General features: G+C 52.2%; 12 protein-coding genes. 8 read left to right on the top strand and 4 right to left on the bottom strand.

Annotation, left to right across the window (positions count from 1 at the left end; translation table 11 throughout):
• Positions 1-60: 60 nt before the first annotated feature.
• A complete protein-coding gene (locus ACO6VE_RS03170; protein ID WP_422445719.1) occupies positions 61-1,038 on the bottom strand; it encodes an MDR family oxidoreductase in 978 nt (325 codons plus the stop codon).
• Between the two features lie 213 nt (positions 1,039-1,251).
• Between ACO6VE_RS03170 and ACO6VE_RS03165 the strand changes: the two genes are divergently transcribed.
• A complete protein-coding gene (locus ACO6VE_RS03165) occupies positions 1,252-2,649 on the top strand; it encodes an NAD(P)-binding domain-containing protein (protein WP_422459653.1) in 1,398 nt (465 codons plus the stop codon).
• Positions 2,650-2,709: 60 nt separating this feature from the next.
• Here the strand turns inward: ACO6VE_RS03165 and ACO6VE_RS03160 are convergent, their stop codons facing one another.
• The gene (locus ACO6VE_RS03160; protein ID WP_422459651.1) at positions 2,710-3,945 is read right to left on the bottom strand and encodes an ankyrin repeat domain-containing protein; all 1,236 of its coding nucleotides are present in this window, start codon (positions 3,943-3,945) and stop codon (positions 2,710-2,712) included.
• 421 nt (positions 3,946-4,366) lie between these two features.
• Between ACO6VE_RS03160 and leuC the strand changes: the two genes are divergently transcribed.
• The 7 genes from leuC to ACO6VE_RS03125 all read left to right on the top strand — a co-directional run bounded on the left by leuC (position 4,367) and on the right by ACO6VE_RS03125 (position 13,255).
• Positions 4,367-5,824: a 3-isopropylmalate dehydratase large subunit gene (gene leuC / locus ACO6VE_RS03155; protein ID WP_422459649.1), complete on the top strand. Its 1,458-nt coding sequence runs from the start codon at positions 4,367-4,369 to the stop codon at positions 5,822-5,824.
• 10 nt (positions 5,825-5,834) lie between these two features.
• A complete protein-coding gene (gene leuD, locus ACO6VE_RS03150; RefSeq protein WP_422459647.1) occupies positions 5,835-6,485 on the top strand; it encodes a 3-isopropylmalate dehydratase small subunit in 651 nt (216 codons plus the stop codon).
• Positions 6,486-6,499: 14 nt separating this feature from the next.
• Positions 6,500-7,582, top strand: a complete 1,083-nt coding sequence (gene leuB / locus ACO6VE_RS03145; RefSeq protein WP_422459645.1) for a 3-isopropylmalate dehydrogenase — start codon at positions 6,500-6,502, stop codon at positions 7,580-7,582.
• A gap of 69 nt (positions 7,583-7,651) precedes the next feature.
• Entirely contained in the window at positions 7,652-8,773 is a 1,122-nt protein-coding gene (gene asd, locus ACO6VE_RS03140) for an aspartate-semialdehyde dehydrogenase (RefSeq protein WP_422459643.1), read from the top strand.
• A 317-nt stretch (positions 8,774-9,090) separates the two neighbouring features.
• Positions 9,091-9,456, top strand: coding sequence for a PaaI family thioesterase (locus ACO6VE_RS03135; protein ID WP_422459641.1), 366 nt, complete (start codon positions 9,091-9,093; stop codon positions 9,454-9,456).
• Between the two features lie 406 nt (positions 9,457-9,862).
• Complete coding sequence (locus ACO6VE_RS03130; protein WP_422445703.1) at positions 9,863-10,882, top strand: Asd/ArgC dimerization domain-containing protein; 1,020 nt, start codon at positions 9,863-9,865, stop codon at positions 10,880-10,882.
• A gap of 111 nt (positions 10,883-10,993) precedes the next feature.
• Positions 10,994-13,255 carry a FimV/HubP family polar landmark protein gene (locus ACO6VE_RS03125; protein ID WP_422459639.1) on the top strand — a complete coding sequence of 754 codons (2,262 nt, stop codon included), beginning with the start codon at positions 10,994-10,996 and terminating at the stop codon, positions 13,253-13,255.
• A 74-nt stretch (positions 13,256-13,329) separates the two neighbouring features.
• Here the strand turns inward: ACO6VE_RS03125 and ACO6VE_RS03120 are convergent, their stop codons facing one another.
• A complete protein-coding gene (locus ACO6VE_RS03120) occupies positions 13,330-14,172 on the bottom strand; it encodes a hypothetical protein (protein ID WP_422459637.1) in 843 nt (280 codons plus the stop codon).
• A 41-nt stretch (positions 14,173-14,213) separates the two neighbouring features.
• Positions 14,214-15,176 (bottom strand): type II secretion system F family protein, encoded by a 963-nt coding sequence (locus tag ACO6VE_RS03115; protein ID WP_422445697.1) that lies wholly within the window; start codon positions 15,174-15,176, stop codon positions 14,214-14,216.
• Between the last annotated feature and the right edge of the window lie 13 nt (positions 15,177-15,189).

Raw genomic sequence — 15,189 nt, 5'->3', positions numbered from 1 at the left:
TCTCGGACAGCCTCCTAGGATCGCATCTGACTTGAAGAAGTTTAGAAGGTGAGAGCGTTATTACAACTTAATCAGTGTTCTGCCGGTGACTTGTCCATTAGTGATGGCCTCTGCGAGTTCAGGCACGGCATCCAGTGACACTTCTTTGGCCGCGTCGCTGTAGAAGGACTCTGGCAGCAGCTCAACAATACGGTTCCATGCCTGCGTACGTTTTTCAATCGGACACATGACCGAATCAACACCCAGAAGCTTAACGCCTCTGAGAATAAAAGGCATAACCGTGGTTGGCAGATCAAACCCACCGGCCAGGCCGCAGGCGGCAACAGCCCCCTGGTAATCAACCTGTGCCAGTACCTTGGCCAGAACCTTGCTGCCGACGGTGTCAATGGCACCTGCCCAGAGCTGTTTTTCCAGCGGACGTGCGGGTTCAAGCAATTCTGCACGATCAATCACCCGGTCAGCCCCGATGGACTTTAACCAGTCACTGTTTTCCGGGCGACCGGAAGCGGCAACCACCTGGTAACCCAGCTGATCCAGCAGCGTTATGGCAACACTGCCGACACCACCGCTGGCACCGGTGACCAGAATCTCACCTTTCTCAGGAGTAATACCTGCGTCTTGCAGCGCCATGACACACAGCATGGCTGTCAGGCCGGCAGTACCGATAATCATGGCCTTGCGGCTGTCCAGTCCAGCAGGCATGGAAACCAGGTAGTTAGCAGGCACGCTGGCTTTTTCGGCCATACCACCCCAGTGGTTCTCACCAACACCCCAGCCGGTGAGGATAACGGAATCACCTGGCTGGTAGCGGTCATCGCCTGAGGAAATGACCTGACCCGCGTAGTCGATACCCGGAACCATCGGAAAATCACGGATAATTTTTCCCTTTCCGGTGATGGCCAGGCCATCCTTGTAATTCAGTGATGAATAGTCAACAGCAACAATAACATCCCCGGCTGGCAGGGTGGATTCATCCAGTTGTTCTATGGAAGCGACAGTGTTGTTGTCCTGCTGGTTCAGTACTAGCGCCTTGAACATAAACGATAATCTCTAAAAAGGTCGGGGCGTAAACTATACTCCTGCAATTGGCAGGTGGCGAGGATTGATTATTGCTGCTTTTATCCTGATTCAATTGGAAAGGTTATATTTTTTACCCGGGCAGCCATGAATGCATTAAGAAGTTCGTTTCCCTGTTCCCCGTCTTCCGCTGTTGCTTCTGGGAATAACCATGTCACTGGTCAGAAGGTTCGGGTGAAGGTACTTGTGGTTGGCGCTGGCCCTATCGGCCTTTTTGCCATGCAGCAATTGGAAGGGTTGCAGTTTTACCATAACGAAAGACTGTGTACTGGCAGTAATAAAAATTCATTTCTCGCTCGAAAAGTGCTGGTTCATGATATGTCTCCCCAGGGCCATAACCCTAATGACGTTAAAATGATATCGGGGCAGAAGTTTGCATCCCTCTACGATAAAAAAACGCACAGCTATGAACGTTGTCTGGAATGGCATTTTGATAGTGGGCAAAAACTGGACTGGATGATGTGCTCGGACGAACCCGTGGGAGGGAGTTGGAACACTTATCTACCATCACAGCAAACATTGAGCGATTACCGTGAGATGGGATTGCCTGACTATCCCATTGAACAATGTGATGTACGCAAAATTCCCTTGCCACCTCCACCACGCCCTTGCCAGCGGGTGGTGACCGACGGTGAATCTCTGCTCAAGTATTACCAGGACTATGGAAAAAAAATATTGACGGAATCCCGGGCAGTTCCAGGGCGAGTGGTCTCTGCAACTCAGGCCGGTTCTGTCTGGCAAAGTGGCCTTTTCTGGGAAGTTATCGTTCGGGGAGCGGCCGGGCAGGAGACCCAGATCCAGTGTGATTATTTAATGCTGGCGATCGGCAAGAAAAAGCCAAACTTGTTAAATATCCCCGGGGAGCGGGATAATCCCCATGTCTCTCATTGGACCCATGAGGCCTGCCGGGCGATGGATAAATTAGCACCGGGCAGTAAAGTTTTAGTGGTTGGCAACAGTTATTCAGCTAGTGATACGATTTATGAAGCCTGGCAAAAAGGCATGAAAGTTATCCATCTGCTGCCTGCCAAAATTAAAGAAGAAGCCTTAAGTGTGAAAAACCAGCCGGGTAAATGGGGAAGACATCCGTTGATCCAGCATCTGAATTATAAAAGATCAAAGCGCCATTACTCGGTGGCAGAGGCAATGGCATGCCCTGAAAAATATCAAGCTGGTTATGAACAGGGATTGGACTGCAGGCTGGTCGGCATTGAAAAACAACGGTTGTGCCATATTGTTCAGGAATTGGCAGGGACGGAGGAACAGCACTTCCAGTTAGAATTTGATCATATTGCTCTGTTGACCGGGGTAAAAGTGGATTATCCCTTCTTTCCTGATACTTTAAAGTCTACTCTGACTCAAAGTAATGGCTATCTGGATCTTTGTCCTGAGACGATGGAAAGTAATGCCTGTCAGAATTTATTTTGTATTGGCTTCAGCGCCGGTGAGTCATTTTTAAGCCACTCGTTGGGTCATGCCGTGGCGGCCGTTGAAACCATCAGGAAGAGGGAACAGGATAAAAAGACGCAAATGATGAAACGTGATGAGGTGGTTCCCATGGAATGGGAGTAAGGATGATCCGTCAACAGGAAAACGATGGAGACATACGATGTGCATCAACATTTTGGGCAGTCACTGAACAGAGCAACCCCAACCCCAGCGTTGCTGGGATGCATCAGTCAGCAGCTGCTGACAATGGATATTGTCATTTTTTATGGCCAGATGCAGCGGCGTCATCCCATTCTTATCGGTACTGTGGATATCCGCATGGTGAGCGATTAACAGTTGCACCACCTCGAGACGCCCCCAGTCAACCGCCCGGTGCAATGGGGTTTGGCCAGAGATATCTTTGCTTTCCAGATCCGCCCCATGGTCTATCAGGTACAGCATCTTCTCCCTATTTCCCATGACAGAGCTGTAAACGACGGCATGGTGCAGAGGCGTGCACAGGGACTCATTAACGGCATTCACGTTCGCCTGGTGGGTGATCAGCAGTTGCAAGCAGTCTATGCTACCTTCCGAGGGACTCAGGGCAGAGTGGTGCAGAGGCGTCTTGCCCGACTTGTCAGCGGCATTGATGGCCACCCTGTTATCCTGCAGAAGCTGTTGCAGGTTATGGATGTAGCTTTTTTTCGCAGCCAGGTGCAGAGGGGTGAGACCATCATCATCGGCAACCGTCGGGTCTGCGCCGTAATCCAACAATAGTTTCAGAAACTCGCCATTATTATTTTCGATGGCCAGATGCAGGGGGGTAGAGCCGATATTGTCCCTGCAATCAAGTTCCGGCCCATGCTTCAGTAACTCCCTCAGGCACTGGTCATGGCCTCTGGCAGTAGCCAGGTGCAGGGCCGTATTGCCCCGGTGATCGGCGGCATTGATATCGGCAGAATACTTGAGCAGAAGTTGCGTGAGTTCCGCCTGGCCTGCCTTGACAGCAACCTGTAACAGCCGGACACCCTGACCGGTCACGGCTTCACGAAAATCCTGTCGGGCAATGCCGGGTTCCTGCGCCAATAGTGTCTTGAACGTGTCCATATCCCCACGGCAAGCTTGTCGGCAGGCACAAAGTGCCAGAGGTTCGCAATAGGGTGAGGTTTCAATTTTCCGGGCCCCGGCCAGACGCTCCAACGGCACTGCCGGTTTCAAGAAGGGTGGACATTGACAACAGTTTCTTTCTGCAATTTCATGTTCACGGCCCGGCCTGCATTCCAGGATTTCAGCAATGCACCCAAGGTGAACGGTGCGCCCGCAGCAATTAGTCCTGACCAGAGAGCGCCCGTCGAAATCACCGGTTGCTGAAGCATCGATGGCGTCTGCAGGACCGGTTTGCTGTGAGCAGTACATGGAGCATGGGCCGATAGTATTCATAGTGGTGTTTCCTGACTTTTCAGTTACCAGCACACTAAGGCATTAATGTTCAAACTATTCTCAGCCAGCCTATTCTAGGCATAAAACCGTCAACCTGTTCGCAAAAGTAGTAAAGCTCTTTAATAAGACGCTTCTGAATCAGCAATCTGGGTGTCCTTTGATTCCAGAAAGTTATCAAAACCAGAAAAAAGATGAATTTGAGTAATTTTCTATGAGCGACTAGGATAGGCATTTTTAGGGATAAGCTGAAATTATTGATAAAAATACCAGGGTTTGTTGACGTATCGTTGCGGGCCTATCGGGAAGCGCAGTCTGGTTCACATTAAAGTGTCATGTGCGCGAAAGAGATCGTAATAAAACTGCACATAAATCAAACAAAAAACAGTCTTTTTCTGTTAATTGCAGCAATGAGGATGGTTCAATGGCTGGCCAGGCTTTCGATGTGAAAAGCAGGGGTAAAACGCTTTATGACAAGTTGTGGGATGCCCACCTTGTGCTTCAGCGTGACGATGGATCCGCGTTGATTTATATCGACCGGCAGCTGCTCCATGAGGTGACATCACCACAGGCGTTTGAGGGGCTGAAGATGAATGGTCGACAGCCATGGCGGCTGGATGCCAACCTCGCCACACCTGATCATAATGTACCCACTACGTTGAATGAGCGCCAGCACGGTATTGAAGGGATTGCGGATCCGGTGTCAAAAATCCAGGTCAAGACGCTGGATGACAACTGTGATCATTTTGGTATCACCCAGTTTGATATGCAGGATCAGCGCCAGGGCATTGTTCATGTGGTTGGCCCGGAGCAGGGCGCGACTCTGCCGGGCATGACCGTTGTCTGCGGTGACTCGCACACCTCAACCCACGGTGCTTTTGGTGCACTGGCCCACGGTATCGGAACCTCGGAAGTTGAGCATGTACTGGCGACCCAGTGTCTTGTGGCCAAGAAGATGAAGAACATGCTGGTTCGGGTTGATGGTTCCCTGGGCGCCGGAGTCACCCCGAAAGATGTGATCCTCGCCATTATCGGCCGTATCGGTACAGCGGGGGGTACCGGCTTTGCCATCGAGTTTGGGGGCGACGTCATTCGTAATATGACCATGGAAGGGCGAATGACGCTCTGTAATATGGCCATTGAAGCCGGAGCCCGGGCAGGCATGGTGGCGGTTGACCAGACCACCATTGACTATGTGCAGGGCAGGCCGTTTGCTCCGATGGGAGAACAGTGGCAGCAGGCGGTCAAGGTTTGGGAAACCCTTCATTCAGACAGTGATGCAGTGTTTGATCAAATCGTTGTGCTCAATGGTGATGAGATAAAGCCACAGGTCAGCTGGGGAACCTCCCCGGAGATGGTGTTGCCGGTGGATGCCCGGGTGCCTTCCCCGGAGGATGCGCCGGATGAAACCCGTAAAGAGGGCTACGCCCGTGCCCTGGAGTATATGGGGTTAACCGCAGGCCAGAAGATTACCGACATTCCTGTTGATCGGGTGTTTATCGGCTCCTGTACCAATTCGCGCATTGAGGACTTGCGTGAGGCGGCAGCTGTGGTAAAGGGCAAGCAGGTGGCTGACACGGTTAAAGAGGCTCTTGTGGTGCCGGGCTCGGGTCTGGTCAAGGCCCAGGCGGAGGCAGAAGGGCTGGATAAGGTGTTTCTGGCCGCTGGCCTTGAGTGGCGTGAGCCGGGGTGTTCCATGTGTCTGGCCATGAATGCCGACAAGCTCGGGCAGGGCGAGCACTGTGCATCCACCTCTAACCGGAATTTTGAAGGTCGCCAGGGCTTTGGCGGGCGAACCCACCTGGTCAGTCCGGCCATGGCGGCTGCGGCGGCCATTGCGGGCCATTTTGTCGATGTCCGTCATCAGACATCCGTAGTGTAAGGGGAGAATCATGCAGGCTTTTACCGTTCATCAGGGTTTAGTGGCTCCCCTGGATCGTGCCAATGTGGATACGGACATGATCATCCCCAAGCAGTTTCTCAAGTCCATCAAACGCACCGGCTTTGGGGTCAATCTGTTTGATGAACTCCGCTATCAGGACGAAGGTTATCCGGGGCAGGATTGTGCTAAACGTCCACTGAATCCGGAGTTTGTCCTGAATCAGCCCCGTTACCAGGGCGTGTCCATCCTGCTGGCCAGGCAGAATTTTGGCTGTGGTTCCAGCCGGGAACATGCCCCCTGGGCCCTGGATGATTTTGGTTTCCGCTGTGTGATCGCGCCAAGCTTTGCGGATATCTTTTACAACAATTGCTTTAAAAACGGCATTCTCCCCATCACCCTGTCGGACGAGGTGGTAGAGCAGCTGTTCAAGGAAGTGGAAGCGAATGAAGGGTATCAGCTGGCGGTGGATCTCCAGCGCGAAGTGGTGGTTAAGCCTGATGGCGCAGAGTTGCCATTCAGCATTGATGCATTTCGTCGTCACTGCCTGGTCAACGGTCTGGATGATATTGGCCTGACCTTGCAGGATGCGGATCAGATCCGCCATTTCGAACAGCGTTATAAAGCAGATAACCCCTGGCTGTTCGCCAGTAAAAATAATTAACAGCGGAGCTTTTCATGAGCAAGCAGATGTTATGTCTTCCAGGTGATGGCATCGGCCCTGAGATTATGGCTGAGGCCCTGAAAGTACTGGATGCGGCCAAACTGCGTTTTGGGCTCGATATTGAAGTCAGTCATGGTCTGGTGGGCGGTGCGGCCATTGATCAATATGGTGTTCCGCTGAGTGATGCAACCCTGGCGCTGGCCAGGAACGCCGATGCGATCCTGTTCGGTTCGGTGGGTGGTCCGAAGTGGGATGATCAACCCATGGCGAACCGTCCTGAAAAAGGGCTGTTGCAACTTCGCGCTGAACTGGACCTTTTTGCCAACCTTCGTCCGGCCATTCTTTTCCCGCAACTGGCCGAAGCGTCCAGTTTGAAGCCAGAGCTGGTGGCTGGTCTGGATATTCTTATTGTGCGGGAGCTGACCGGGGGCATCTATTTTGGTGAGCCCCGTGGCGTCCGAACCCTGGAAAATGGCGAACGGGAAGGTTATAACACCTACGTCTACCGGGAGTCTGAAATTCGTCGTATTGCCAGGGTGGCTTTTGAGGCAGCCCGAAAGCGGGGTGGACGACTCTGTTCGGTGGACAAGTCCAACGTGCTTGAAGTGACCGGTCTCTGGCGGGAGGTGGTTATTGCCGAGTCTGCCGGTTACAACGATGTTGAGCTGAGCCATATGTACGTTGATAATGCCGCCATGCAGCTGGTTCGGGCTCCGAAACAGTTTGATGTGATGGTGACCGGTAATATGTTCGGCGACATCCTCAGCGACTGTGCGGCAATGTTGACCGGCTCGATTGGTATGTTGCCATCAGCCTCCCTGAACGAAAAGAACCAGGGAATGTATGAGCCGGTGCATGGTTCGGCACCGGATATCGCCGGGGAGAACAAGGCGAACCCTCTGGCGCAGATTTTGTCCCTGGCGATGTTGCTTCGCTATTCGTTGGCCGAAGCTGTCGCAGCGGATGCCATTGAAAAAGCGGTCAGCGATGTTCTGAATAAAGGCTATCGTACCGGGGATATCGCCTCTGAAGGTTGTCAGTTGGTGGGCACCGCTGCAATGGGTGATGCGGTTGTTGACTGTTTGTTAAATGCATAACAAATATATAATGTTGACGGCTTCTGTTGTCTGTTTTGGGCAGGGGCCGTTTTTTCGGGGGAGCGCAGTATGAAAAAAGTAGGTTTTGTTGGCTGGCGAGGCATGGTGGGCTCCGTATTAATGGAGCGTATGCAGGAAGAAAACGACTTTGCCCGTTTACAGGGCAAGGGTGTCGAGCCGGTCTTCTTCACCACCTCGCAACTGGGTCAGCCCGGACCCGATGTTGGTGTGCCTGTGGGCGACCTTCAGAATGCCCATGATATAGACGCTCTCAGAGAAATGGACGTTATTATTTCCTGCCAGGGTGGCGATTATACCGGCAAAGTCTTTCAGCCATTGCGTGACAGTGGCTGGCAGGGATACTGGATTGATGCCGCTTCCTCCCTGCGGATGAACGACGATGCTGTGATTATTCTTGATCCCGTCAACCGTGCTGTGATTGATCGTGCGCTGAATGACGGTGTTAAGAATTTTATCGGTGGTAACTGCACGGTTTCCCTGATGTTGATGGCCATCGGCGGGCTCTTTCAGCACAATGCCGTGGAGTGGGTCAGTGCCATGACCTATCAGGCCGCCAGTGGTGCCGGTGCCAGAAACATGCGTGAGCTGATCAGCCAGATGGGCTCTATCCAGAGCAATGTTGCTGCCGAGCTGGCTGATCCGGCCAGTGCCATTCTGGATATTGATCGTAAGACTGCTTCCTTATTAAGAAGTACTGATCTTCCGCAGAGTGAGTTTGGTGTGCCACTGGCAGGCAGCCTGATTCCTTACATTGATAAAGAGCTGGAGAATGGCCAGAGCCGCGAAGAGTGGAAGGCTCAGTCCGAGACCAACAAGATTCTAGGGCACCAGGCTGCACCGGTTCCTGTGGATGGTATCTGCGTTCGCATTGGAGCCATGCGCTGTCACAGTCAGGCATTGACCATCAAGCTGCGTAACGATATCCCCATGGCGGATATTGAGGCGATGATTGCCGGTGCCAATGACTGGGTGTCCGTGGTTCCAAACCACCGGGAAGAGACCATGCATCAGTTGACACCCGCAGCGGTCACCGGCCGTCTGGATATTCCGGTGGGCCGTCTGCGCAAATTGAATATGGGACATGACTATCTGACGGCATTTACTGTGGGTGATCAGCTGTTGTGGGGAGCGGCAGAGCCACTGCGTCGTATGTTGACCATATTGCTCTGAGTGTCTGCTTCTGTATTGAAATAGCGTTCTATAGACAACAGAGGTTTCATACTAGTACATGGTTTCAATGAGTTTGACGTGTTCGATCTCCGTTCACCCTGAGCGGAGTCGAAGGGTGCTTGGCACGATCTATCAGAGTCCGGAGTTTCCGCCTTTAGGCCCTATGGGTCCTTCGACAGGCTCAGGACGAACGGAGTGCTGAGGCACGACAACCCATCAAACTCATTGAAACCATGTACTAAAAGACATGAAGCATTCCCGTTACTTCGTGTCTTACTGCCTATGTATAAATAACAAATAATCAGAAAAAATGAATTATGTTAACGGAACAACAGCTAACAGACTTTGCCAGCAACTTTGTCAAAGTTATTCCCTACTGCCTGCATTTGAATATGTCATTGGTCAAATCGGATCGTAACGGCATTGAGCTGGAAATGCCCTACGACAACCGACTGATAGGGAACCCGGAAACCGGCGTTATTCACTCTGGTGCCATTACCACCCTGATGGACTCCTGTTGCGGCATTTCCGTGTACACCCGTATGGAGCAGCTGGAAGCCTGCCCGACACTGGATCTGCGTATTGACCATATGACCACCGCTCAGCCCGGTAAGCCGGTCCGGGCATTTGCCGAGGCTTATCATATAACCCACTTTCACCACCAAAATAACGTAATCATTTGATTTTGAAGCATATATTCTATTCGAATATATGGTTGGCACGATTTTTAATCGTTTAAAATCAAAATGTTACCAAGGGGTGGTGAAGGTCGGATATAACCCGTTCCATGGTCTTTACCCGCGGTGTTGCCTACCAGGAACACCGTGATCAACCCATTGCCCATGCTGTAGGCACCTTTATGCGAATAGGACAACACTCTATGAAGGCAGTGCAGGAGTATATGCAATGAAGGGCCAGATCGAACAACCGCCCGGGGACATTTCAAACTTTCCAGGGGAACGGCCTGAAACTGCTTGCCTGATATCAACGCCCTGTATAAAGTCGATGGTTTTTTATCATTTATGTGGTGCTGGCTGACACAAGGTCAACGATGCCCATACTTTCTCTGGCTTGCGGGGCCTTTTATCCATGAACCGAACATACAATATTGCTATTTACGCTGCCGACACACTGGCTGGTGAAACTCTGGTTCGGCAACTGGAAGAATCACTGTTTGATGGTAAGCCGCTACCGGTAATGAGCCTTTATCCGCTTGTGGAGTCTGCACAGGCTTCAGGTTCCGTAGAGTTTCATGGTGAAACGCTGGAATTTATTCCCGCTGATGAAGCCGACTTTTCCGCCACTGATTTTCTGGTGATGCCCGCCGGGTGTCAGCGAAATGCCCAATTGATGACCCGGGCAGTTGAGAGTGGCTGTGTTATTATTGATGCGGCAAAGGGGGCTGCATCCCAGGGCTATACCGTGCCGGTGATGGTTGACTTGAACAGGCATTTTATCGAAGAGGCGATAGATAACCGTTACTTTGCCGTACCCGGATCTGCTGTTGCCTGCTTACTCCCTCTGCTGCAAAAGCTGCACCAACGGTTTACTCTCAGCCGTATCAATCTGGTGGTTATGCAGCCGGTGGCGGCCCTTGGTAAAAAGGGTGTCGATGCCCTGCGTAAGCAAACCATTGAGCTGCTGAATGGCAAGCCGACAGAGCAGGGTGATTTTTCCGCTCGCCTGGCCTACAACCTGATTCCGGAAGTTGATGCCGGAGAGGGTGAGAAAATCGGCAATGAAGCCGATATGCGCAATGAGCTGCTGGTGGCTTTGGGAGAGGAGTTGGACATCCGTGTGACCTGCATCACAGCCCCGGTATTTTTCGGTGACAGTTATGTTGTTGATCTGGATACTGTCCAACCGGTTGATTTTCAGGAAATACAGTCTTTACTATCAGAACTCCCTGAAATAGTAGCGGCTGATGGCCCTGGCATGCCTACCCTTGAAGACGCTGCGGGAAGCGATCAGCTGCATATTGGCAAACTCCGGCAGCAATCAGATTATGCAACCGACTTGAGTTTCTGGATGGTGGCCGATAGCTTCAAGAGAAGTGCTGTTCATGCTGTTGAATTGATTGGGTTATTGATCAAAGACTTTGCTAAGTGATAACTTAGTTTAACTGCTTGGGGTTCCTCGCTGTATCGAGAAAGGGGGGCTGCTTTCTCTACAGCTGAAGGCAGAAGGGGCTCAAACAGTCTACGCATAAAACAAGGATTCATGATGAAACTGCAAAAACTTGTCGTAGTGATGTCAGCGCTGGCAGGGGGAATCGCTGCAATGAATTCCCATGCGCTGGGTCTGGGGGAGGTTAAGCTGTATTCAGCTTTGAATCAGCCCCTGGTGGCTGAGATAGAGTTAATGCAGGTCAATGATCTCACTCGCAACGAGATCCTCTCTAACCTGGCCAGCAAAACAGACTTTGAGCGGGCCGGTGTTGAACGTCCTTTCATTTTGAATAATCTGCGGTTTACCACCAAAGTTGGCCCTGATGGCAAAGGTTTGATCAAGGTTACCAGTGACAGCCCGGTCCATGAGCCTTATCTAAATTTCCTGGTGGAGGTGCACTGGCCAAGTGGTCGCCTGTTGAAGGAATATACGCTTCTTCTTGATCCTCCGGCCTTCAATGGTCAAACGTCAGCCCCTGTTGTCAAGCCATCCATTCCGCCCCATTATGGGTCTAACCCTGTGTGGGACCAGCCGCCCAGGGCCAATGGTAACCGGATAAACCGCAACTATGCGCCGTCACAGGAAACTGTTGAATATCGTGACTCCATTCAGCGGCAACCGGTCCAGCGGGTCTCTTCCCGTCGCGATGATGTCTCTTCAGATTTGAGCAGCAGCGCACCCGGGACTTACCGGGTGAACAGAAATGACAGCCTCTGGGAAATCGCTGAGAAAGTGCGCCCCGACTCCGAAGTGTCGGTACAGCAAACCATGCTGGCGATTCAGCGTGGCAACCCACAGGCATTTATTGATAACAATATTAATCGCCTCAAGAGCGGGCAGGTCCTGCGGATTCCGGGTCGTAATGAGATGACCAGTCTGACGGTCCGTGAAGCCGTTGCCGATGTATCCAGGCAGAATCGTGAGTGGCGGGGGCGCAGCCAGGTTGCGCAACTGGATGCTACCAGGCGAACGTCATCCGTCGTCTCGGATTCCCGCAAGTCTCTGGATGGTCAGCTGGCCATCGTTTCCGGTGATGCCGCCAGCGGTCGTGGGCAGGATCTCGGTGGCGATGCCGCCGGTGGCAATGCCGTGTTGCAGACCGAGCTGGCCATGACCCGTGAACAGCTTGATAAGCTGAGCCGGGAGAATGCCGAGCTCAAGAGCCGGTTGAAAGATCTGGATGATCAGATTGCTACCCTGAAGCGTCTGGTTGCCTTAAAAGACGATCAGATGGCGGCCTTGCAAAACCAGTCCCGGTCGTTACCCACCCAGCGCCAGGCAGAGACAGCATCCCCGGGCATGATGTCTACGCTCTTTGGCAACCCTCTGATCATGCTCCTGCTGGCTTTGATACCATTGGGAGGCGCTGGCTGGCTCTTTTATCAGCGGCGCAGGAAACAGCAGGAAGCGCTGGACGACGAAGATGTTGACATTCAACCTGTCAATTTGAATAAGGAGGTACCGATTGATGCCTCCCCAAAGCCAACAGCCTCTCCCAGCGCAGAGGATGAGCTTAAGTTTGATGAAGCGCTGGCCATCGATGATTCGATCATTAATGAAGTAGACGCTGATGGGGAAACCGCTGGGCAGACCGAAGACCCGCTCAGTGAAGCCGATATTTATATTGCCTATGGTCGCCTGGATCAGGCTGAGGAACTATTGACTCAGGCAATCTTCAATGAACCGGGAAGATCTGACCTTAAGCTGAAGCTTCTTGAGGTTCATTCAGAAAGTGGCGATCTTGAAAAGTTCAACCAGGCCTTAGCCGATCTGGAGGCAACCGGCGATCCGGCTGCCATGCGTGCAGCGGAGGAGTTCAAGGCCCGATTCCCTGACGCATTTGAAGGTGTTTCAGCACCGGACGAAATCGCCGGGATGCCAGACCTTGATCTGGATGGCCTTGGGCTGGATGGTGATGAGCAGGGATTAGACTCTCTGGATGACCTGGACTTTGACCTGGATGATTTTGATCTGGATGAAGAGCCTGAAGCCGCTGAACAGTTTGAGACCAGTGGGCTTGATGATCTGGATGACCTTGATTTTGGTGTTGAGTCAGACGATGTGCTTGCCCGGGATAGTCAGGCCGCTTTCTCCGATGAAGGTGGTTCCAGCCTTGAAGCTTCTCTGGATGATGACCTGGACTTCCTCTCCGATGGCGATGAGGTTGCCACCAAGCTTGATCTGGCCAGGGCTTATATGGATATGGGAGACAGCGAAGGGGCCTCGGCAATCCTGCAGGAAGTTATGGAGCAGGGCAGTGATGAACAGAAGCAGGAAGCGATCTTACTTATGCAGAATGCCGGAACCCATTGATCGGGTTGATCAACCCTCTACTTCTGAAAGAGCTCTTGTGAGCTCTTTTTTTTGAGACCTTTCCTGAAGGCAGCCTACTGATGAGGGTTCAGGTTGTCCGCTGGACTTGATAAAGACTCATTCACCTGCTGCACCTTGCCCAGGTTATTAAGCAGGGTTGGATCATTAGGGGTGAGGGTCAGTGCCTCCCGATAAAAGCGTTCTGCCTGCTGGTAATCTTTGCTCAGATCAGCAAGAACGCAAAGACCATTGAGTGATCGTATTGGCTGATAGCCAGTCATCGCATTACGTTCAGAATGCTCACCAATATTTTCAGACTGCTGTCGCCAAAGTGACACCGCCCTGTTGAGCAGTGTCTCTGCCTGCTCATTTTGCCTGCCTTGCAGCCTGATAAGCCCCAGAGCTTCCAATGCCGCAACAGGATAGGGATGATCGTTCACTATCTGTTGGTAAATACGCTCTGCCAGTGCTTGCTGTCCGGTCTGCTGGTAAAGTCCTGCCAGTTTCAGGCAGGCCAGATAACCCTGATCCCTGGCGTTATCTGTCTCTTTTATTTCCGCATTCTCCATTCCGGGGTTGAGTGCATCCTGTAATTCAGCCTTTATTGCATTGTTTGCCAGCTCAATGGTTCTGACATAGTAGGCCGCTGCCCGATCTGTTTCTCCCCCGGACCAGGCAATATCCCCCTTCATTAGAGCCTGCTCCATGGTCAGGCTCTGTTCAATACCCAGCATCTCTGCTGTCAATGTACCCTGATAAAGTTCTGGCGTCTGAGCTGTTGCAGCAACGGAGTCCGTCGATGTCTTTTGCGGCAGTCCCTGACAGCCAGCCAATAACAGAGTAGATATCAGTAATGGGTAACCGTATTTTTCGGTTGGTAAGCAGCGTTGCAGTAAAGCGGGTATGGATAACGGCATGGTAACTTCCCGATGCATATCTTCTATTGGTAGGGTGTCGGTTAAAACTGGCTGAATGATTCGATCAGCTGCATGATTGTCGGCCCAACCGCCACCAGGAAAAAGGCGGGCAGCAGAAACAGAATCAGGGGAAAGATCATTTTGGTGCCAATTTTGGCTGCCAGCTCTTCCGCAGACTTAATCCGCCGGTCCCGGAAATCTTCCGAAAATGTTCTGAGAGTATCGGCAATACTGGATCCATAGCGGATACTGTCACTCAGTGTGCTGATCAGGCCATCCACCTCTTTCAACCGGATGCGCATGCCCATATCTTGCAGCGCCTTATCGGACGGAACACCCGCACGCATGGCCGCATTGACCAGTTCCAGCTCATTGGCCAGTTCCGGATGGCTGATGTAGAGATCATCAGACAGACGTTGTATAGCACTGCGCAGACCAAGCCCTGCTTCCAGGGAAACCACCAGTAGTTCCAACGCATCCGGAATGGCCAGGCGTATCCGCTGCTGCCGCCGTTGAATCAAGCCAGTGAGTATCCGGTTGGGTAGCATCATGCCCAGCCAGGCACTGCCCGAAAAGGCAAACAGCCAGAGCTGGAAAGACATTTTCTCTACCACCAGGGCGCACACCGACAATACGACAATGGGCAAACCGGCGGCCAGTATCACTTTTAACCCGTAGAATACCCACAAGGCACTGTCTGCACGCCAGCCAGCCTGAACCAGACGGGCCTGTACCCGACTGCGCTCCCAGTTATCTTTTGGCAGAATGTAGGCCTGTATCGGACGCAGAGCCTGAAACATATCCACCCCGACCGGTGCGGTTCGGCTTTCGATATCGGAGATTTGTTTCAAACGACGGCGAACCGGATCGGTCATACCGGTTGCAAAGGTGTACACGCCCATCAACAGTGTCGCGACGGACAGGGAGATCAGTGTTAAAAGCACCAGTCGGCCTGCCTGCATATCCCCAAGGGCAGTCTGTAATTCGGTTAACAGGTTTTCCATAACCACTCCCACA

The organism is Endozoicomonas sp. ALB115, assembly GCF_049310245.1.
Taxonomy (GTDB): domain Bacteria; phylum Pseudomonadota; class Gammaproteobacteria; order Pseudomonadales; family Endozoicomonadaceae; genus Endozoicomonas.
The sequence above is the reverse complement of the archived record's forward strand: the minus strand, read 5'-3'. Positions and strand labels throughout refer to the sequence as shown.

What these genes read in the sequence shown, in the direction of transcription:
- ACO6VE_RS03160 (WP_422459651.1), bottom strand. Translation starts at nt 3,945, where the DNA reads ATGAATACTATCGGCCCATGCTCCATGTACTGCTCACAGCAAACCGGT.
- ACO6VE_RS03135 (WP_422459641.1), top strand. Translation starts at nt 9,091, where the DNA reads ATGTTAACGGAACAACAGCTAACAGACTTTGCCAGCAACTTTGTCAAA.
- ACO6VE_RS03120 (WP_422459637.1), bottom strand. Translation starts at nt 14,172, where the DNA reads ATGCCGTTATCCATACCCGCTTTACTGCAACGCTGCTTACCAACCGAA.
- leuD (WP_422459647.1), top strand. Translation starts at nt 5,835, where the DNA reads ATGCAGGCTTTTACCGTTCATCAGGGTTTAGTGGCTCCCCTGGATCGT.
- leuB (WP_422459645.1), top strand. Translation starts at nt 6,500, where the DNA reads ATGAGCAAGCAGATGTTATGTCTTCCAGGTGATGGCATCGGCCCTGAG.
- ACO6VE_RS03130 (WP_422445703.1), top strand. Translation starts at nt 9,863, where the DNA reads ATGAACCGAACATACAATATTGCTATTTACGCTGCCGACACACTGGCT.
- ACO6VE_RS03115 (WP_422445697.1), bottom strand. Translation starts at nt 15,176, where the DNA reads ATGGAAAACCTGTTAACCGAATTACAGACTGCCCTTGGGGATATGCAG.
- leuC (WP_422459649.1), top strand. Translation starts at nt 4,367, where the DNA reads ATGGCTGGCCAGGCTTTCGATGTGAAAAGCAGGGGTAAAACGCTTTAT.
- asd (WP_422459643.1), top strand. Translation starts at nt 7,652, where the DNA reads ATGAAAAAAGTAGGTTTTGTTGGCTGGCGAGGCATGGTGGGCTCCGTA.
- ACO6VE_RS03125 (WP_422459639.1), top strand. Translation starts at nt 10,994, where the DNA reads ATGATGAAACTGCAAAAACTTGTCGTAGTGATGTCAGCGCTGGCAGGG.
- ACO6VE_RS03170 (WP_422445719.1), bottom strand. Translation starts at nt 1,038, where the DNA reads ATGTTCAAGGCGCTAGTACTGAACCAGCAGGACAACAACACTGTCGCT.